The sequence below is a fragment of the Dietzia sp. DQ11-71 genome, from assembly GCF_014144995.1.
Lineage (GTDB): Bacteria > Actinomycetota > Actinomycetes > Mycobacteriales > Mycobacteriaceae > Dietzia > Dietzia kunjamensis.
In genome coordinates, this window is the sequence record NZ_JAALDT010000137.1 from 1 (window position 1) to 12636 (window position 12636).

Below are 12636 nucleotides of genomic sequence, written 5' to 3' on the forward strand. Positions count from 1 at the left end.
CAGTTTCCCCTGTTCAGGAAGCACTTCGGTCTATTTTCTCCCAGCGATCCGCAGATCCCCGTGAATCACCCGGGCTAACGGGGCAGGTGGTGGAGAGTTCACTGAACAGAATCGCTCCGCCAATGATGGTCTCGTCGAGCGAAAGCCACTCGGTGACAGCCCGCCGGTAACAGCATTGAGCCATGACCACGCGCCCCGCTCTCCCACTCCTGCGGGCCGCCCACACCGTCCCGGCGTTCGCGGTCACCATGCTCACCATGCTGCTCGCGGCGAGCATGGGCGTGCGCACCCGCACCTCGATGACGCTGTTCGTCGCGGTGTTCAGCGGTCAGCTCGTCGTGGGATGGACCAACGACCTGGTCGACCGCGAGCGGGACCGCCGCGTCGGCCGCCGCGACAAACCCCTCGCGACCGGGCAGATCTCGGTCGGGCTGGTGCGCTCGGCCGTCGGCGTCGCGGGCGCGGTGTGTGTTCTCACGTCGCTGCTGTGCGGACTCGCCGCCGGCCTGCTGCACCTCCTCGCGGTCGGCGCCGCCTTGGCCTACAACGCGGGCCTCAAGTCCACCGCGTTCTCCTGGCTCCCGTACTCGCTGGCCTTCGGCGCTCTCCCAGCCGTGGTGGGCCTGGCCCGTGACCCGGCCGCTCTGCCACCGTGGTGGATGGTCTCCGTGGGCGCCCTGCTGGGATTCGCCGCGCACCTGCTCAACGCCATGCCCGACCTCGCCGACGACGCGGCGACCGGAGTCCGGGGACTCCCCCACCGGCTGGCACCAACCACAGTGCCGATCCTGGCCGCGGTGGCTCTCGTCGCCGCCACCGTCGTCGCCGTCTTCGGCAGCTGCACTCCCCCGACGGCCGCCCAGTGGGTCCTGTTGGCCGTGGTGCTGGTGCTGGCTCTGGCCGCGACCCGCACAAGGGGAAAGACGCCGTTCTATGCGGCGATCGCCATCGCGGGAGTCAACGTCGTCATGCTGCTGATCGGCTGACGCCATGAGCGGCCCGGAGTGAGCCTTCAGTGTCCCCGCTGCTCGGACTGCATGACCGGGCGGCCGCATCGGCTCGCGCAGCTGCGCGCCTCGTCGTCGTAGTCGTCGTAGTCGTCGTTCTCATTGTGGCCGTCGGCTCGTCACCCGGGCGCGGCGCTACCCGCCGGCCCTGACCTCGATCAGCTCCCACTGCCTCACCGGACCGGGGGCGTGGGCCCGGCACATCGTGAAGATCGGCTCCGAGTAGGTCTCGCGCAGCCACACCTCGACCGGACCGTGAGGGCCCTCGAGCGTCACCTCGACGTGCTCGTCCCGTTCGACCACGCGCACGGGCGCGAAGGCGTCAATGCGGTCGTCGGGCACCACCGCGCGGGCATGGTGCTGGGCGCTCTGCACGGCCGCCGAATGGCTACTGCGTCCACGCAGGTACCGCTCGTCGACCCGCTCCTCGGTGTAGGCGGTGACGATGTCGGCCGGGTCCTCCGCCTGGTCGACGCGGCCGTAGAAGAGACCGTGCGGCAGGACGAGCATCGTCGCGGCGAAGCGGTCGCCGCCCGGCTACTGAGCCGGATGCGTGGTCCTCGGCCGGTGCTCACGGACCGGGAGTCCGAGGTCCTGCGCGCCGTGGCCGAGGGGGCTCGAGCAACCGGCAGCCCGCCGAGTCGCTGCACCTGTCCGAAGGCACGGTCAAGACCCATCTCGTGCATGTCTTGAGAGAGGGCGCTGTGAGACCGGCGCCGTCATCGTCCGGCGCAAGAACTCGGCCGTGATCCTGCCGGCGTGGCGGCTGTGCGGGGTCAGGCCGGCGAGCACCGGGAACGCGTGGACTGCCGAGTACCACCGATGGGTCTCGACGGGACGCCCGGCCGCGTGGAGGCGTTCGGTCAGCTGGAGCGCGGCCGATTCCACGAGTTCGCCCGCAGCCAGGGTGATCAGCGTCGGCGGGAACACCTCCGGATCGCAGGTGAGCATCGAACGGCTGCTCTCCAGCCCGTCGGCGTGGTGCTGCCACAGCCTCTGGAACCGCTGCACCGTGACGGCCGGTTGGTAGGAGTCGCGCGTGGCCCACGGCCCCTCACGCACCTCGCCATCGACGTCGAGCAGGGGCGAGTAGCCCACCATCGCGGCGGGCTGGCGGACGCCATCGCGGGCGGCCAACTCGCAGATCGCGGCGGCCAGGTACCCGCCCGCCGAGTCCCCGGCCACCACGATCCGGTGATCCGCGGGCAGTTGCTCGGACAGAGCGCGATACCCGGCGTAGGCATCCGCGACCACGGTCGCCAGGTCGACCTCCGGCAGCATCCGGTAGTCCAGCGAGTGCACGGTCACGCCGAGGTCTATCGCTAGCCGGCCGCAGAGCCCACGGTGGGTGCCGGGGCCGCAGAAGACGAACGCGCCGCCGTGGAGGTAGAGCAGGGTCACGTCGGCCAATGCGTCCGGGCCGACGGAATCGGGGGTCGACGTCTCGGCCGCGGTGCCGCCGAGCACGGTCCGTTCCACACGCACCCCGGCGGGGCCCGCCAGTCGCGAGAACCCGCGCTCGACTGCGGCCAGCCCCCGGATCCCGGCGCCGGTCATGGGCCAGAAGCGGTACACCTGACGGAGCGTCGCCCGCCCGGCCCAGTAGAGCAACCGGGACTGGAGGTCGACCTCACGATGGATGGTCACGGAGGGGTCTGTCCGAGTGGTCAAGAGCGGGACGATCCTTGCGTTCGTAGGAGAGTGCGCTGCTTCCGGCGACCCTTGGCGGCCATCAGCGGCAGGAGGGCGGACGCCAGGCGGGGGAACGCGGCACCCAGCCTGGCCAGCGCCCCGCGCCTAGCCGGGACGGCCGTAACCGGGCGCCGCGACTCCAGCACCCTGCCCACCGCGCGCACCACGTCCTCCGACTGCAGGAGGACACCCGAGAACGACAGCGCCGCCTGCGGGTCCTCGAGTTTGTCGAAGAGCATCGGGGTCCAGATGCCGTCCGGGCAGATGCACGAGATGTCGATATCGTCCACCCCGGCCAGCCGCAGGTCGGCGGCCGTGCTGGAGCTGAAGCCCATCACCGCGTCTTTGGACGCCGCGTAGACGGCCTCGCCCGGGACCGCGGAGATCCCCGCCAGCGAGACGATGTTGACGATGTGCCCGCCACTGCCGGTCGCGCCGGTGCCCGGGATACCAGCGCTGCGGGCGCGCATGGCCTCGATCGCGGCGACCGTGCCGTTGATCGTCCCCAGCGCGTTGACGTCCAGCATGAGCCGCCGCTGGTCGTCGGTCTGCTCCCACGCCGGGCCGGTGAGCAGGACACCGGCGTTGTTGACCCACACGTCCACGCCCCCGGTCTCCGCGACCAGCCGGTCCCGGGCCTCGTCGACCTGCCCGCGATCGCGGACGTCGACAGCGGCCCAGAGCGCACCCCGCCCGATCTCCGCGGCCGCCGTCCGGGACGACTGCTCGTCCAGATCGGTGATCATGACGCGATACCCGCGGTCGGCCAGCAGGCCCGCGATATCTCGGCCCAGGCCGCGACCGGCCCCGGTCACGAGCGCGCTGCGGATCCTCGTCGTCGTCGTCACTTCCCGTCCCTCAGTCCGGCGCGGATCTCGCCGTAGGAGATCCCACCGTGGCAGTACGTCGGCACCACCGGCCAGAAACGCTTCCACGGCGCCAGTTCGGTGGAGGGCAGGATCTGCAGCCAGCGCGGGTCGGTCGGGCACGGGTCGGCGAGGGTCTTCTCCTTGATCATGGAGTCGTACTGGTCCAGCGCGTCCTCGAGGGTGTTGGCGTTGGGGCAGATCTCGCGGCCGTACTCGCGGTGGTAGCGGCGCACGCCCGGGATCTTCGACAGCTCCGGCTGCCAGTTGTCCAGGGAGATGCCGTTCTCGGAGGACACCCACACGCCGTCCGGGGTGTTGATGACCAGCGAGTGGTTGCCGTCCGTGTGGCCGGGCGTCCACAGCAGGGCGATGCCGGGGCCGAGCTCGATGTCGCCGTCGAACACGGCGAACCTGTCCCGGTGGACGCCGTCGAGTCCGTCCTCGACGTACCAGGCCCATTGCATGGGGTGCAGGTCCTCCAGGGTGGCCAGTTCGCGGCGGTGCACGAGCAGCTGCGCGTCGCCGAACAGGGCGGTGCGCGGCGTCGGCTCGCCGGCGATCACCTCGCTCGAGCCGAGAATCATCCGGGGGTCCTGCACGTGCAGGTGGTCGAACGTGAGGAAGTCCACGTCCTCCGGCCGCAGCCCCACCTTGGCCAGGGCCTCGCCGGGCTCGTTAAAGTACTTGAGAATCGCCTTGCTGGCCAGGCGGCCGCCGGGGACGGCGTCGACCAGCCTCTCCAGATTGGCGTAGAACGGCGCCTTGGCGGAACCGGCGGGGACGGTCGGCTCGAACACCAGGGTGCGGGGCCGACCGTTCCAGTCGTCGTACTGGACCACCACCATGCGGTTGATCATGGTGACCAGCGGCAGGCTGGGCACCGACACCGCGTTGTCGAAGGCGTACTTGACCGGGTACGGCGCCCCGGCCACGTCGACTGACCGCACCGCCCGCACCTGCCCCTGCTGCACGAACCGCTTCTTGTACTCGGCGGCCGCCGAGCGCACCGCCCTCAGCCGCTCGCCCCGCGGCCACACGTCGTGGACGCCGTCGAATTCGGGGATCGGCCGCGCGCCGATCTGCTCGAGCATGGGTCCGGACACCTGGTCCGAACGCGGTGGATCTTCGCGCAGCATCGTTCGCTCCTCCTCGCCGATGGGGTGGCCGCCCGGGGGGCGCCGGTCGTTCCCGCGGTCGACACCAGCATCCGGTGTCCGGCGGCGGGAAACTTGTGTCAGGGCGACAGGTTGGTGGTCCGCCTCAGCTCCCCGGGGGACATACCGAACCACCGGCGCGCCGCGTGGCTGAGTGTGGCCTGCTCGGCGAAACCGACCAGGTCGGCGATCTGGGTGAAGGACAGGTCGCTGGTCGTGATGAACCGGTGCGCGCGATCCCGACGCAGGTCGTCGACGACCCGGCCGTAGGTGGTGTCGACGGCGGCGAGGCGACGTTGCAGCGTCCGCGGGTGGAGCAGGAGCGCCCCGGCCACCTCGGCGAGCGTGGGGACGCGGCCGGGAAGGCGCTCCCCCACGAGGCGGCGCACCTGGTGAGCCACCGAGTCCGACGGGTCGGAGTACGAGCCCGTCAGGTGATCGAGGGCCGCGCGACGGAGATCCTCATCCGCGGAGGCGAACGTGGCATCCAACATCCGACGGTCGACGCACAGCGCGGCCGCGGGCCGGTCGAACTTCACGTCGACGCCGAAGAAGCCCAGATACCGGCCGACCGGCGAGAGTGGTCCGTGCGGCAGCTCCACCGACCGCAACCCGGTGGACTGCCCGACCAGATGCACGGCCACCCGGTAGAACACCCCCAGCCCCAGCTCGGCGGCCTGCGGCGAGTACGGCGACTCGGTCAACTCCTTGCGGTAAATCAGGGCGATCACGCCGCGCCGGCCCCACGGGTCGTCGGCGACCTCGATCCTCAGCGCGGGGCTGTGCACGAACATGAACCGAGCCGCGCACTCCAGTGCCTCCGCGGGGGTCTGCGACGATCCGATCGCCCGCGCGATGGGGCCGAGAATCGTCACGTTCTGCCGTTCGGCCAGCCGCAGACCGAGGTCCGGGCAGCGCAGGTGGGCTGCCGCCACATCGAGCATCCGGTCGTGGTCGGTGATCGACAGCAGCCCGTCCTCGTCCGCCAACGTCTCTGGCTCGATGCCGAACCGCGCGAGCAGCCGATCCGGATCCCCGCCGAGTTCGGTGACGAGCTCAGCGAACCCGCGCAGGCTCGCGGCGCGGATCAACGGCTGCATCGACGTCGCCTGTCCTTTCGCGTGCGGAGTCCCCGAGGAGCCGCGGTCGAGGACGTCTCCGCGGAGCCACACGTGGTTCGACCATCCTCGCTCCACCTCGCCCCGCCGTCCGGCCCTACTCGCCGCCCCTGACCTCGATCAGCTCCCACTGCCGGACCGGGCCGGGGGCGTGGGCCCGGCACATCGTGAAGATCGGCTCGGAGTAGGTCTCCCGCAGCCACACCTCGACCGGACCGCGCGGGCCAGCGAGCGTCACCTCGACGTGCTCGCCCCTTTCGACCACGCGCACCGGGGCGAAGGCGTCGATGCGGTCGTCGGGCATCACCGCACGGGCATGATGCTGCGCGCTCTGCACGGCCGCCGAATGACTACTGCGCCCGCGCAGGTACCGCTCGTCGACGCGGCCCTCGGTGTAGCGGGTAACGATGTCGGCCGGGTCCTCCGCCTGGTCGACGCGGCCGTAGAAGAGGCCGTGCGGCAGGACGAGCATCGTCGCGGCAAAGCGGTCGCCGCCCAAGTGCGAGCACTCCCAGGTCGCCTCCGGGTACCGCTCGGCGATCCGCGCCGCGGCACTGCGCCCCCGCACCGCGCAGCACTGATCGTGCTTCCCGTGCGCGCACACGGCGACCAGCGGGTCCGCTGACGGGGTGCCGGCGGAACCGTCGAGGGGGATCTCTGCGTACCCGACCGGGCCGTCGACCTCGCCCCGCCGCAGCGACTCATGCCCGGGCCGGGCGTCGGCGAGCGCCCACCGCCAGCGTTGCTCCTCTGTATGACGACGACGACCCGGCCTGCGGATCGCGGCAACCCGCACATCAGCCTCCTGGGCACGCCCGGCGATCTCGCGACCCAGCTCCGGCGGGAGGAGGGCCGGCGAGTCGAGCAACGCCGAATAACCCCACGGGCCGGCCAGCTCGACCATCAGCCACCGCAACCCCCGGGAGCCCGACCCGTCCAGGGGATCGCCGCGGCGCAACGACGAATCACTGCACGGCTCCCAGTCCGCAGGCCTGCTCACAGCGCCACCACCACGCCCTCCCGCAGCAACCGGCGCAGGACCACTAGTCCGTCATGGGCATCGAGGCCGGGCAGCGAACCGGCGCTCACGGGGTCGCCCTCGAGGACAGCGCGAAGAGCGGAAACGCATACCGCCGGGAAGGTCACCGACTTGGTGGGCAGCCGCAATACGACCGTGTCGGTATTGGCGGCATCGGAGTCGGTGCAGTCCACCCGTGCGTGGAGTCCCTCGCGCAACTGCAGCCGAGTGTCGGACTCGAGGGCCGCAACGGCATCGAGGGTGGCCAGCGGGCGGATCGCGGCGGGCCTGGTGAGATCGTGGTACTTCTCGGCGAGCGCGTCGCCGGCGAGACCGCTGAGCTGCTCCTGCTTCTCGGCGATCAGCCTCGCCAGCACGTCGAGCACCTCGCGGGCGTGGGGCTCGGCCCGCGCCGCATCGACCGGGGCGAACCCGAACGGCAACGACGCGCGCAGCTCTTCCTCCGAGGCCAGTGCCTCGATCATCGCCGTGGCGACGTCGTGCCCGGTCAAGGGGGCCACGCCCACCGTGAGGTGGATGGAGGTATCGCCCTGCGCCTCGGCGGAGTGGACCCAACCGCGCGGCAGGTAGAGGCAGTCCCCCGGCTCGAGCACGGTATCGATCACTGGCTCGTCCTTCGCACGTTCGGCGATCGCCTCGCGGTGGTCGGTCCACGGCTGGTCGGCAAGCGGATGGTGGTGGACGGGCTCGTGCACCCGCCACCGCTTGGTGCCGGACACCTGGAGCACAAAGACGTCGTGGACGTCGTAGTGCGGATCGAACCCGCGATTCGCGGGCGGGGTGATGTAGGCGTTGGTCTGCACCGGGTGGCCGATGTCCGAGGTCATGCCCCGGACGAAGTCGATGATGGGCGGCCAGAACCGGTGCAGACCCTGCAGGACCAGCGTCGCCCCGGCGGCGTACTGCGTGAGCACGCCGTCGGGGTCGAGCTGATCGGCGATCTGCGCCCCGAACCCCGCGGAGCGGGTGAAGCACGCCCGGTCGACGAGCGTGCCCTCCCGCGCCATCCGGACGAAGGGCGTGCGCACTCCGCGTTCGGCGACGATCTCGTCGACCATCCCGGGTGTGAGCAGGTCGGAGTAGTCGCGTGGCAGCTCGGCCGCCCGGGTCAGCAGGGGCCGCTGCCCCCACACCCGAGCCGCGAACTCATCCGAACCGCACGCGACGCACCGATGAAGAGCCCGCAATTACTGCGTGCCGTCAGCGCCGCCGTCGGCACCATCCGGGTTCGAACCGCCGTCGGCCACCCCTTCGCCGGTGTTCGCGGCGCCATCGGCGGAACCGTCCGCGCCGCCGTCGTGGCCGTCCGGGTTCGAACCGCCGTCAGCCAGGCCCTCGCCCTCGCCCTTCATGTGGTGGGCGGATCCGTCGGCGCCGCCGTCGTGGCCGCCCGGGTTGGAACCGCCGTCGGCGATGCCCTCGCCCTGAGCGCCGGACGTGGTGATGTCGTCGTCGTTGATAGCCATCTGCGTTCCTCTCGTCGGTGCAGGCGTGAACCTGCAGGGAGTCGTGCGATCTGGCCACGTGTTCCGGCAGCAGGCCGGGACACGAGGGGCGTGCAGTTCCACTATGGCACTGGACCGACCTCTATACGACCGAAGCCGCCGCCGGTTCGGCGTGACCGGGCGGCCGCATCGTTTCCGAGCGGCGGCGGTCCTCGTCGTCGTCGTTGTCGTCGTCGTTGTCGTTGTCGTCGTCGATCTATCCCCGCGCCACCCCGAGCTCACGGTCAATCCGGGACGGGTGGGCGTCAGAGGCTGACGCCGCCGGGGCCCCGGCCCAGCGCCTCGGTGACGGAGGCGAACATCGTGGTCTTGACGGCGCCGAGGGTGGTGCGGTCCTTGCCGAGGATCGGCTGGAGGCGCCCGAGCGCCGCGGCGACGATCTCGGCCTCCGCAGCGGTGTCGTCGACGAGGCCCGCCTCCTTCGCCTCGGCTCCGGGGTAGCGGTGGCCCGTGCTCATCGCGGTCATGGCGGTCTGCGGGGTCGTCTTGGCCTGGATCAGCGCCGCCATGCCGGGAGTGAACGGGATGTTGATGTCCACCTCGGGGAAACAGAAGTAGCCGCGGTCGTCGCGCATCACCCGGTAGTCGTGGGCCATCGCGAGCATCGCACCGCCGCCGAAGGCGTGCCCGTTGACCGCGGCGGCCGTCGGCAGGGAGAACGTCAGGACGCGCGAGAACAGCTCGTGGATCCGGCCGACGTACCAGTCCAGGCGGTCCGAGTTGGCCATGAGCCAGTCGAGGTCGAGGCCGTTGGAATAGAACTTGCCCGACCCCACGGTGACGAGCCCCTTCGCGGACTGCTCGACCTCATCGAGGTGGGCGTTGATCGCGTCGAGCCGGTCCGGGGAGAAGCGGTTCTCGTCGTTGCCGAGCGTGAGGACGGCGATGTCCTCGTGGTGGGTCAGGGTCGGGGTCATGGGTGGTCCTTTCGGGTGGTGGGGTTGTGGGGTGGGGGTGGGTCGGTCGGCGGCGGGGCGGTCGACCGGTACTCGTCGAGGAAATCCTGGATCCACCGGCGAATGTCTGCCAGGGTCCCCGCATCCACCTGGCCGGCATGGCCGACAACACGCCGGCGCGAAAGGGTGCGCACCTGCTCGGTCATCGCCCAGGAGTCGCGATCGAACACGTCTCCACGGAGCAGGACGTGGTTCGACCATCCGCGATCCACCGACGTCACCGGAACCACCATCACGAGAGTATCGGCGAGGGAGATGTGCGCGCGCGACGAGACCACCACCGCGGGCCGGCGACCACTCTGCTCACGACCCGCCACGGGATCGAGGACAACCCATACGACCTCCCCGGGAGTCGGGTCAGGCATCCTGCGCCCGCTCCCACCACTCGGACTCCTCGCGGTAGGACGCCAGATCCTCAGGCGATGTCGCGTCTATCTCCGCACGCAGGCGCTCGAGCCGCCGTTGCTTCTCGGCGAGTGAGGCGAGATACGCCAGATGATCGCCCAGCGTGCGGTGCTCCTCGGCGGCCTGCCTCTTCAGGAGATCCCGGAGGTCGCGACTCACCTTGGTCGGCGTGTGGGACATACCGCAAGTATGCCCACGGTCATACCGGGGAGATTGCGAGCTCCTCGCGCGCCCTGTACACAAGAGCCGCCGCCCGGTCTGCGTGACCGGGCGGCGGCTCTCGTCTGGGTGCGACTGCGGGGCCTCGTCGTCGTACTCCCGACCGGCTGCACTCCCGACCAGCACAGCCCGCGACCGGCCACTCGACCAGCAGTTGCGCTACTTGACCAGCAGTTCCGCGATCTGGATGGTGTTGAGCGCCGCACCCTTGCGGAGGTTGTCGCCCGCCACCATGAGGTTGAGGCCCTTGTTGCCCTCGATCGACTGGTCCTGGCGGATCCGGCCCACCAGCGACTCGTCGATGCCCGCCGCGTCCAGCGGGGTCGGCACGTCGACGACCTTGACGCCCGGCGCCTTCGACAGCAGCTCGCGCGCCTGCTCCGGCGTGATGTCCTTGTCGAACTCCGCGTTGATGCTCAGCGTGTGACCGGTGAACACCGGCACGCGCACGCAGGTGCCGGCCACCCGCAGCTCCGGCAGGTCGAGGATCTTGCGCGACTCGTTGCGCAGCTTCTGCTCCTCGTCCGTCTCCTCGGACCCGTCGTCGACGAGCCCACCCGCGAGCGGCAGCACGTTGAACGCGATCGGCGCGACGTACGGGCCGTGGTCATCGACCTTCAGCGCCGAGCCGTCGTGCACCAGCTCGTGGCCCGCGCCGACGTTGCCGGTGATCTGGTCGTTCAGCGTGTCGACGCCGGCGAGCCCGGAACCGGAGACCGCCTGGTACGTCGACACGACCAGGCGCTTGAGGCCCGCCGCGTCGTGCAGCGCCTTGAGCACCGGCATCGCGGCCATCGTGGTGCAGTTGGGGTTGGCGATGATGCCCTTGGGTGGGTTCTTCGCCGCGCCGGGGTTCACCTCGGAGACGACGAGCGGGACGTCCGGGTCCTTGCGCCACGCGCTGGAATTGTCGACGACGACGGCGCCGGCCGCAGCGAACCGAGGGGCCTGCTCCTTCGACATCGTGCCGCCCGCGGAGAACAGGGCGATATCGATCCCCTCCAGCTCCTCGTCGGGCGTGTTGGCGGTGTCCTCGACGACGATGTCCTCACCGCGGAACGGCAGCGTGGTGCCGGCGGACCGGGCGGACGCGAAGAAACGGACCTTGTCAGCCGGGAAGTCCCGCTCCTCCAGCAGGGCACGCATGACGCGCCCCACCTGGCCCGTGGCTCCGACTACGGCGACAGTGGTCATCGAAAAGGTCAACTCCTGAAAGGTTGGTCCCGGCCCGCCGCGGACGGGTTCTCCGCCCTGTGCTCGACCGACCGGCAGTACCCCATCCTACCGGGGTCGCCCGGCTCGGACAGCGGCGTGCGTCACACCCGGCCGCGCTTCGGGCACGAACACCACGCAAGGCGAGGCCGGGAGCGGAGCGCGGGCGGCGGGGCACGCCCCGCCATCCGGTCGCTCGCCCCCCGGCCTCGCCGTCCGGAGGAATTCGCCTGTATCGGCCGAGTGGCGTTGCGCGAATTCCTCTTCTCGGCGAGGACCGCGGTGCTCGCCGAGGGGGTCGACGTGCTGGGCCAGAGGCCGTGGCATCGCTATCCACACCCCTCGGCCCCATCCACAGGTCGACGCGGATCCCTGCTCTGCGCCCCTGCCAGTCAACGTCCGCTTGGCAGAGTCACGGTCCGTGAGCGCAGAATCCCGCACCGCCCCCATCCGCACAGCCCCCATCCGCACCCGCGACCTGCGGCACCTGACTGGAAGCCGCGTCACGAACCGCGGTTACACCCGCCTGCACCACGGACTGTGGGTCCGGAACCACGTGCACGTCGACGCCTGGGCGCGGGCCGAAGCGCTCATGACGCTCTACCCGGACGCGACGTTGACCGGGTGGATCGCAGCCACGCTCTATGGGCACGACTTCCCGCCGCGCGAGTTCGCGGACGATGTGGTGGCGCCGGGCCGGCGGATCGAACGGCCCGGGCTGGCGGGCTGGCAGTACCGGATCCCGCCCGAGCACATCCACGTGCTGACGTCGGGACGTTCCCCCGACATCCGCATCGCCAGCCCCGAGTGGGTCTTGTTCGACATCGCTCGTCGCGAACCGCGCGTCGAGGCCATCTGCGCGCTCGACGCCTCCACCACCATGGGCGTCCTACCGATCAGCCGCCTACCGGCCCTGGTGGAGGACATGCACGGCGTCCGCGGTCGCCGGACTGTTCTCGAGAGGCTCGAGGAGGTCGACACAGATGCCGAGTCGCCCTGGGAAACCCGGACGCGGCTGTTCCTACTCGAGAACGGTCTGACCGGATTCGTCCTGCAGCACCGGGTCCCCGAGTTCAGGTATCGCCTGGACATCGCCTGGCCGGAGTTGAAGGTGGCGGTGGAATACGACGGAGGGGACCATCGCACGAAAGAGCAGCAGGCGAAGGACGAGATCCGACGGAACCGGCTTCGGGCGGCCGGCTGGTACATCGAGGTGGTCACCGCGACCTCGCTCGTCCGCACCCCCGGCGAGATCCTGGCCCACGTGCGCGCAGCCCTCCACCGCCGCGGCTACGGGAGCTTTCGCGGCTGAACCGACCGATTCGGACGACGAGCCGCGGCGGGTGATCGCCGAGCAGAGGATTTCGCACTGAGCCACTCGGGCGATACAGGCGAATTCCTCTGCTCGGCGGGGCGCCGAGTGCGCAGGCGCCGGGTGCGCGGGGCGGCGCGGGGCGGCC

14 protein-coding genes are annotated in these 12636 nt (G+C 70.7%); 2 read left to right on the forward strand and 12 right to left on the reverse strand.

Annotated features, from left to right (window positions below):
* Positions 1-182: 182 nt before the first annotated feature.
* Positions 183-986: a UbiA family prenyltransferase gene (locus G6023_RS05685; protein ID WP_182634390.1), complete on the forward strand. Its 804-nt coding sequence runs from the start codon at positions 183-185 to the stop codon at positions 984-986.
* 156 nt (positions 987-1142) lie between these two features.
* Here G6023_RS05685 and G6023_RS05690 read toward each other — a convergent pair whose 3' ends face one another.
* The 12 genes from G6023_RS05690 to G6023_RS05745 all read right to left on the reverse strand — a co-directional run bounded on the left by G6023_RS05690 (position 1143) and on the right by G6023_RS05745 (position 11158).
* Entirely contained in the window at positions 1143-1517 is a 375-nt protein-coding gene (locus G6023_RS05690) for a hypothetical protein (RefSeq protein WP_241727706.1), read from the reverse strand.
* Between the two features lie 156 nt (positions 1518-1673).
* Positions 1674-2654, reverse strand: a complete 981-nt coding sequence (locus tag G6023_RS05695) for an alpha/beta hydrolase (protein ID WP_182634392.1) — start codon at positions 2652-2654, stop codon at positions 1674-1676.
* Positions 2655-2674: 20 nt separating this feature from the next.
* The gene (locus tag G6023_RS05700) at positions 2675-3547 is read right to left on the reverse strand and encodes an SDR family oxidoreductase (protein WP_347570725.1); all 873 of its coding nucleotides are present in this window, start codon (positions 3545-3547) and stop codon (positions 2675-2677) included.
* A complete protein-coding gene (locus G6023_RS05705) occupies positions 3544-4704 on the reverse strand; it encodes an MBL fold metallo-hydrolase (RefSeq protein WP_154829233.1) in 1161 nt (386 codons plus the stop codon). Before G6023_RS05705 ends, G6023_RS05700 begins: the two co-directional genes overlap by 4 nt.
* Positions 4705-4802: 98 nt before the next feature.
* On the reverse strand, positions 4803-5822 hold the full coding sequence (locus G6023_RS05710; RefSeq protein WP_182634394.1) for an AraC family transcriptional regulator: 1020 nt from the start codon (positions 5820-5822) through the stop codon (positions 4803-4805).
* Between the two features lie 115 nt (positions 5823-5937).
* Positions 5938-6744, reverse strand: a complete 807-nt coding sequence (locus G6023_RS05715; protein WP_241727709.1) for a ferredoxin family protein — start codon at positions 6742-6744, stop codon at positions 5938-5940.
* Positions 6745-6836: 92 nt separating this feature from the next.
* Positions 6837-8066, reverse strand: a complete 1230-nt coding sequence (locus tag G6023_RS05720) for a cupin domain-containing protein (RefSeq protein ID WP_182634396.1) — start codon at positions 8064-8066, stop codon at positions 6837-6839.
* Positions 8067-8345, reverse strand: a complete 279-nt coding sequence (locus tag G6023_RS05725) for a BatC protein (RefSeq protein WP_182634398.1) — start codon at positions 8343-8345, stop codon at positions 8067-8069.
* A gap of 284 nt (positions 8346-8629) precedes the next feature.
* A complete protein-coding gene (locus G6023_RS05730) occupies positions 8630-9301 on the reverse strand; it encodes an enoyl-CoA hydratase/isomerase family protein (protein ID WP_182634400.1) in 672 nt (223 codons plus the stop codon).
* A complete protein-coding gene (locus tag G6023_RS05735; protein ID WP_182634402.1) occupies positions 9298-9705 on the reverse strand; it encodes a type II toxin-antitoxin system PemK/MazF family toxin in 408 nt (135 codons plus the stop codon). The genes G6023_RS05730 and G6023_RS05735 overlap by 4 nt, the downstream gene beginning before the upstream one ends.
* Entirely contained in the window at positions 9698-9925 is a 228-nt protein-coding gene (locus G6023_RS05740; protein ID WP_182634404.1) for a hypothetical protein, read from the reverse strand. Before G6023_RS05740 ends, G6023_RS05735 begins: the two co-directional genes overlap by 8 nt.
* A gap of 198 nt (positions 9926-10123) precedes the next feature.
* Positions 10124-11158 carry an aspartate-semialdehyde dehydrogenase gene (locus tag G6023_RS05745; protein WP_120284865.1) on the reverse strand — a complete coding sequence of 345 codons (1035 nt, stop codon included), beginning with the start codon at positions 11156-11158 and terminating at the stop codon, positions 10124-10126.
* A 439-nt stretch (positions 11159-11597) separates the two neighbouring features.
* On the opposite strand from G6023_RS05745, the gene G6023_RS05750 reads away from it, so the two are divergent.
* Positions 11598-12488 (forward strand): endonuclease domain-containing protein, encoded by an 891-nt coding sequence (locus tag G6023_RS05750; RefSeq protein WP_240341222.1) that lies wholly within the window; start codon positions 11598-11600, stop codon positions 12486-12488.
* The last annotated feature ends 148 nt before the right edge of the window (positions 12489-12636 follow it).

What these genes read in the sequence shown, in the direction of transcription:
- G6023_RS05685 (WP_182634390.1), top strand. Translation starts at nt 183, where the DNA reads ATGACCACGCGCCCCGCTCTCCCACTCCTGCGGGCCGCCCACACCGTC.
- G6023_RS05690 (WP_241727706.1), bottom strand. Translation starts at nt 1,517, where the DNA reads ATGCTCGTCCTGCCGCACGGTCTCTTCTACGGCCGCGTCGACCAGGCG.
- G6023_RS05705 (WP_154829233.1), bottom strand. Translation starts at nt 4,704, where the DNA reads ATGCTGCGCGAAGATCCACCGCGTTCGGACCAGGTGTCCGGACCCATG.
- G6023_RS05710 (WP_182634394.1), bottom strand. Translation starts at nt 5,822, where the DNA reads ATGCAGCCGTTGATCCGCGCCGCGAGCCTGCGCGGGTTCGCTGAGCTC.
- G6023_RS05715 (WP_241727709.1), bottom strand. Translation starts at nt 6,744, where the DNA reads ATGGTCGAGCTGGCCGGCCCGTGGGGTTATTCGGCGTTGCTCGACTCG.
- G6023_RS05725 (WP_182634398.1), bottom strand. Translation starts at nt 8,345, where the DNA reads ATGGCTATCAACGACGACGACATCACCACGTCCGGCGCTCAGGGCGAG.
- G6023_RS05730 (WP_182634400.1), bottom strand. Translation starts at nt 9,301, where the DNA reads ATGACCCCGACCCTGACCCACCACGAGGACATCGCCGTCCTCACGCTC.
- G6023_RS05735 (WP_182634402.1), bottom strand. Translation starts at nt 9,705, where the DNA reads ATGCCTGACCCGACTCCCGGGGAGGTCGTATGGGTTGTCCTCGATCCC.
- G6023_RS05740 (WP_182634404.1), bottom strand. Translation starts at nt 9,925, where the DNA reads ATGTCCCACACGCCGACCAAGGTGAGTCGCGACCTCCGGGATCTCCTG.
- G6023_RS05745 (WP_120284865.1), bottom strand. Translation starts at nt 11,158, where the DNA reads ATGACCACTGTCGCCGTAGTCGGAGCCACGGGCCAGGTGGGGCGCGTC.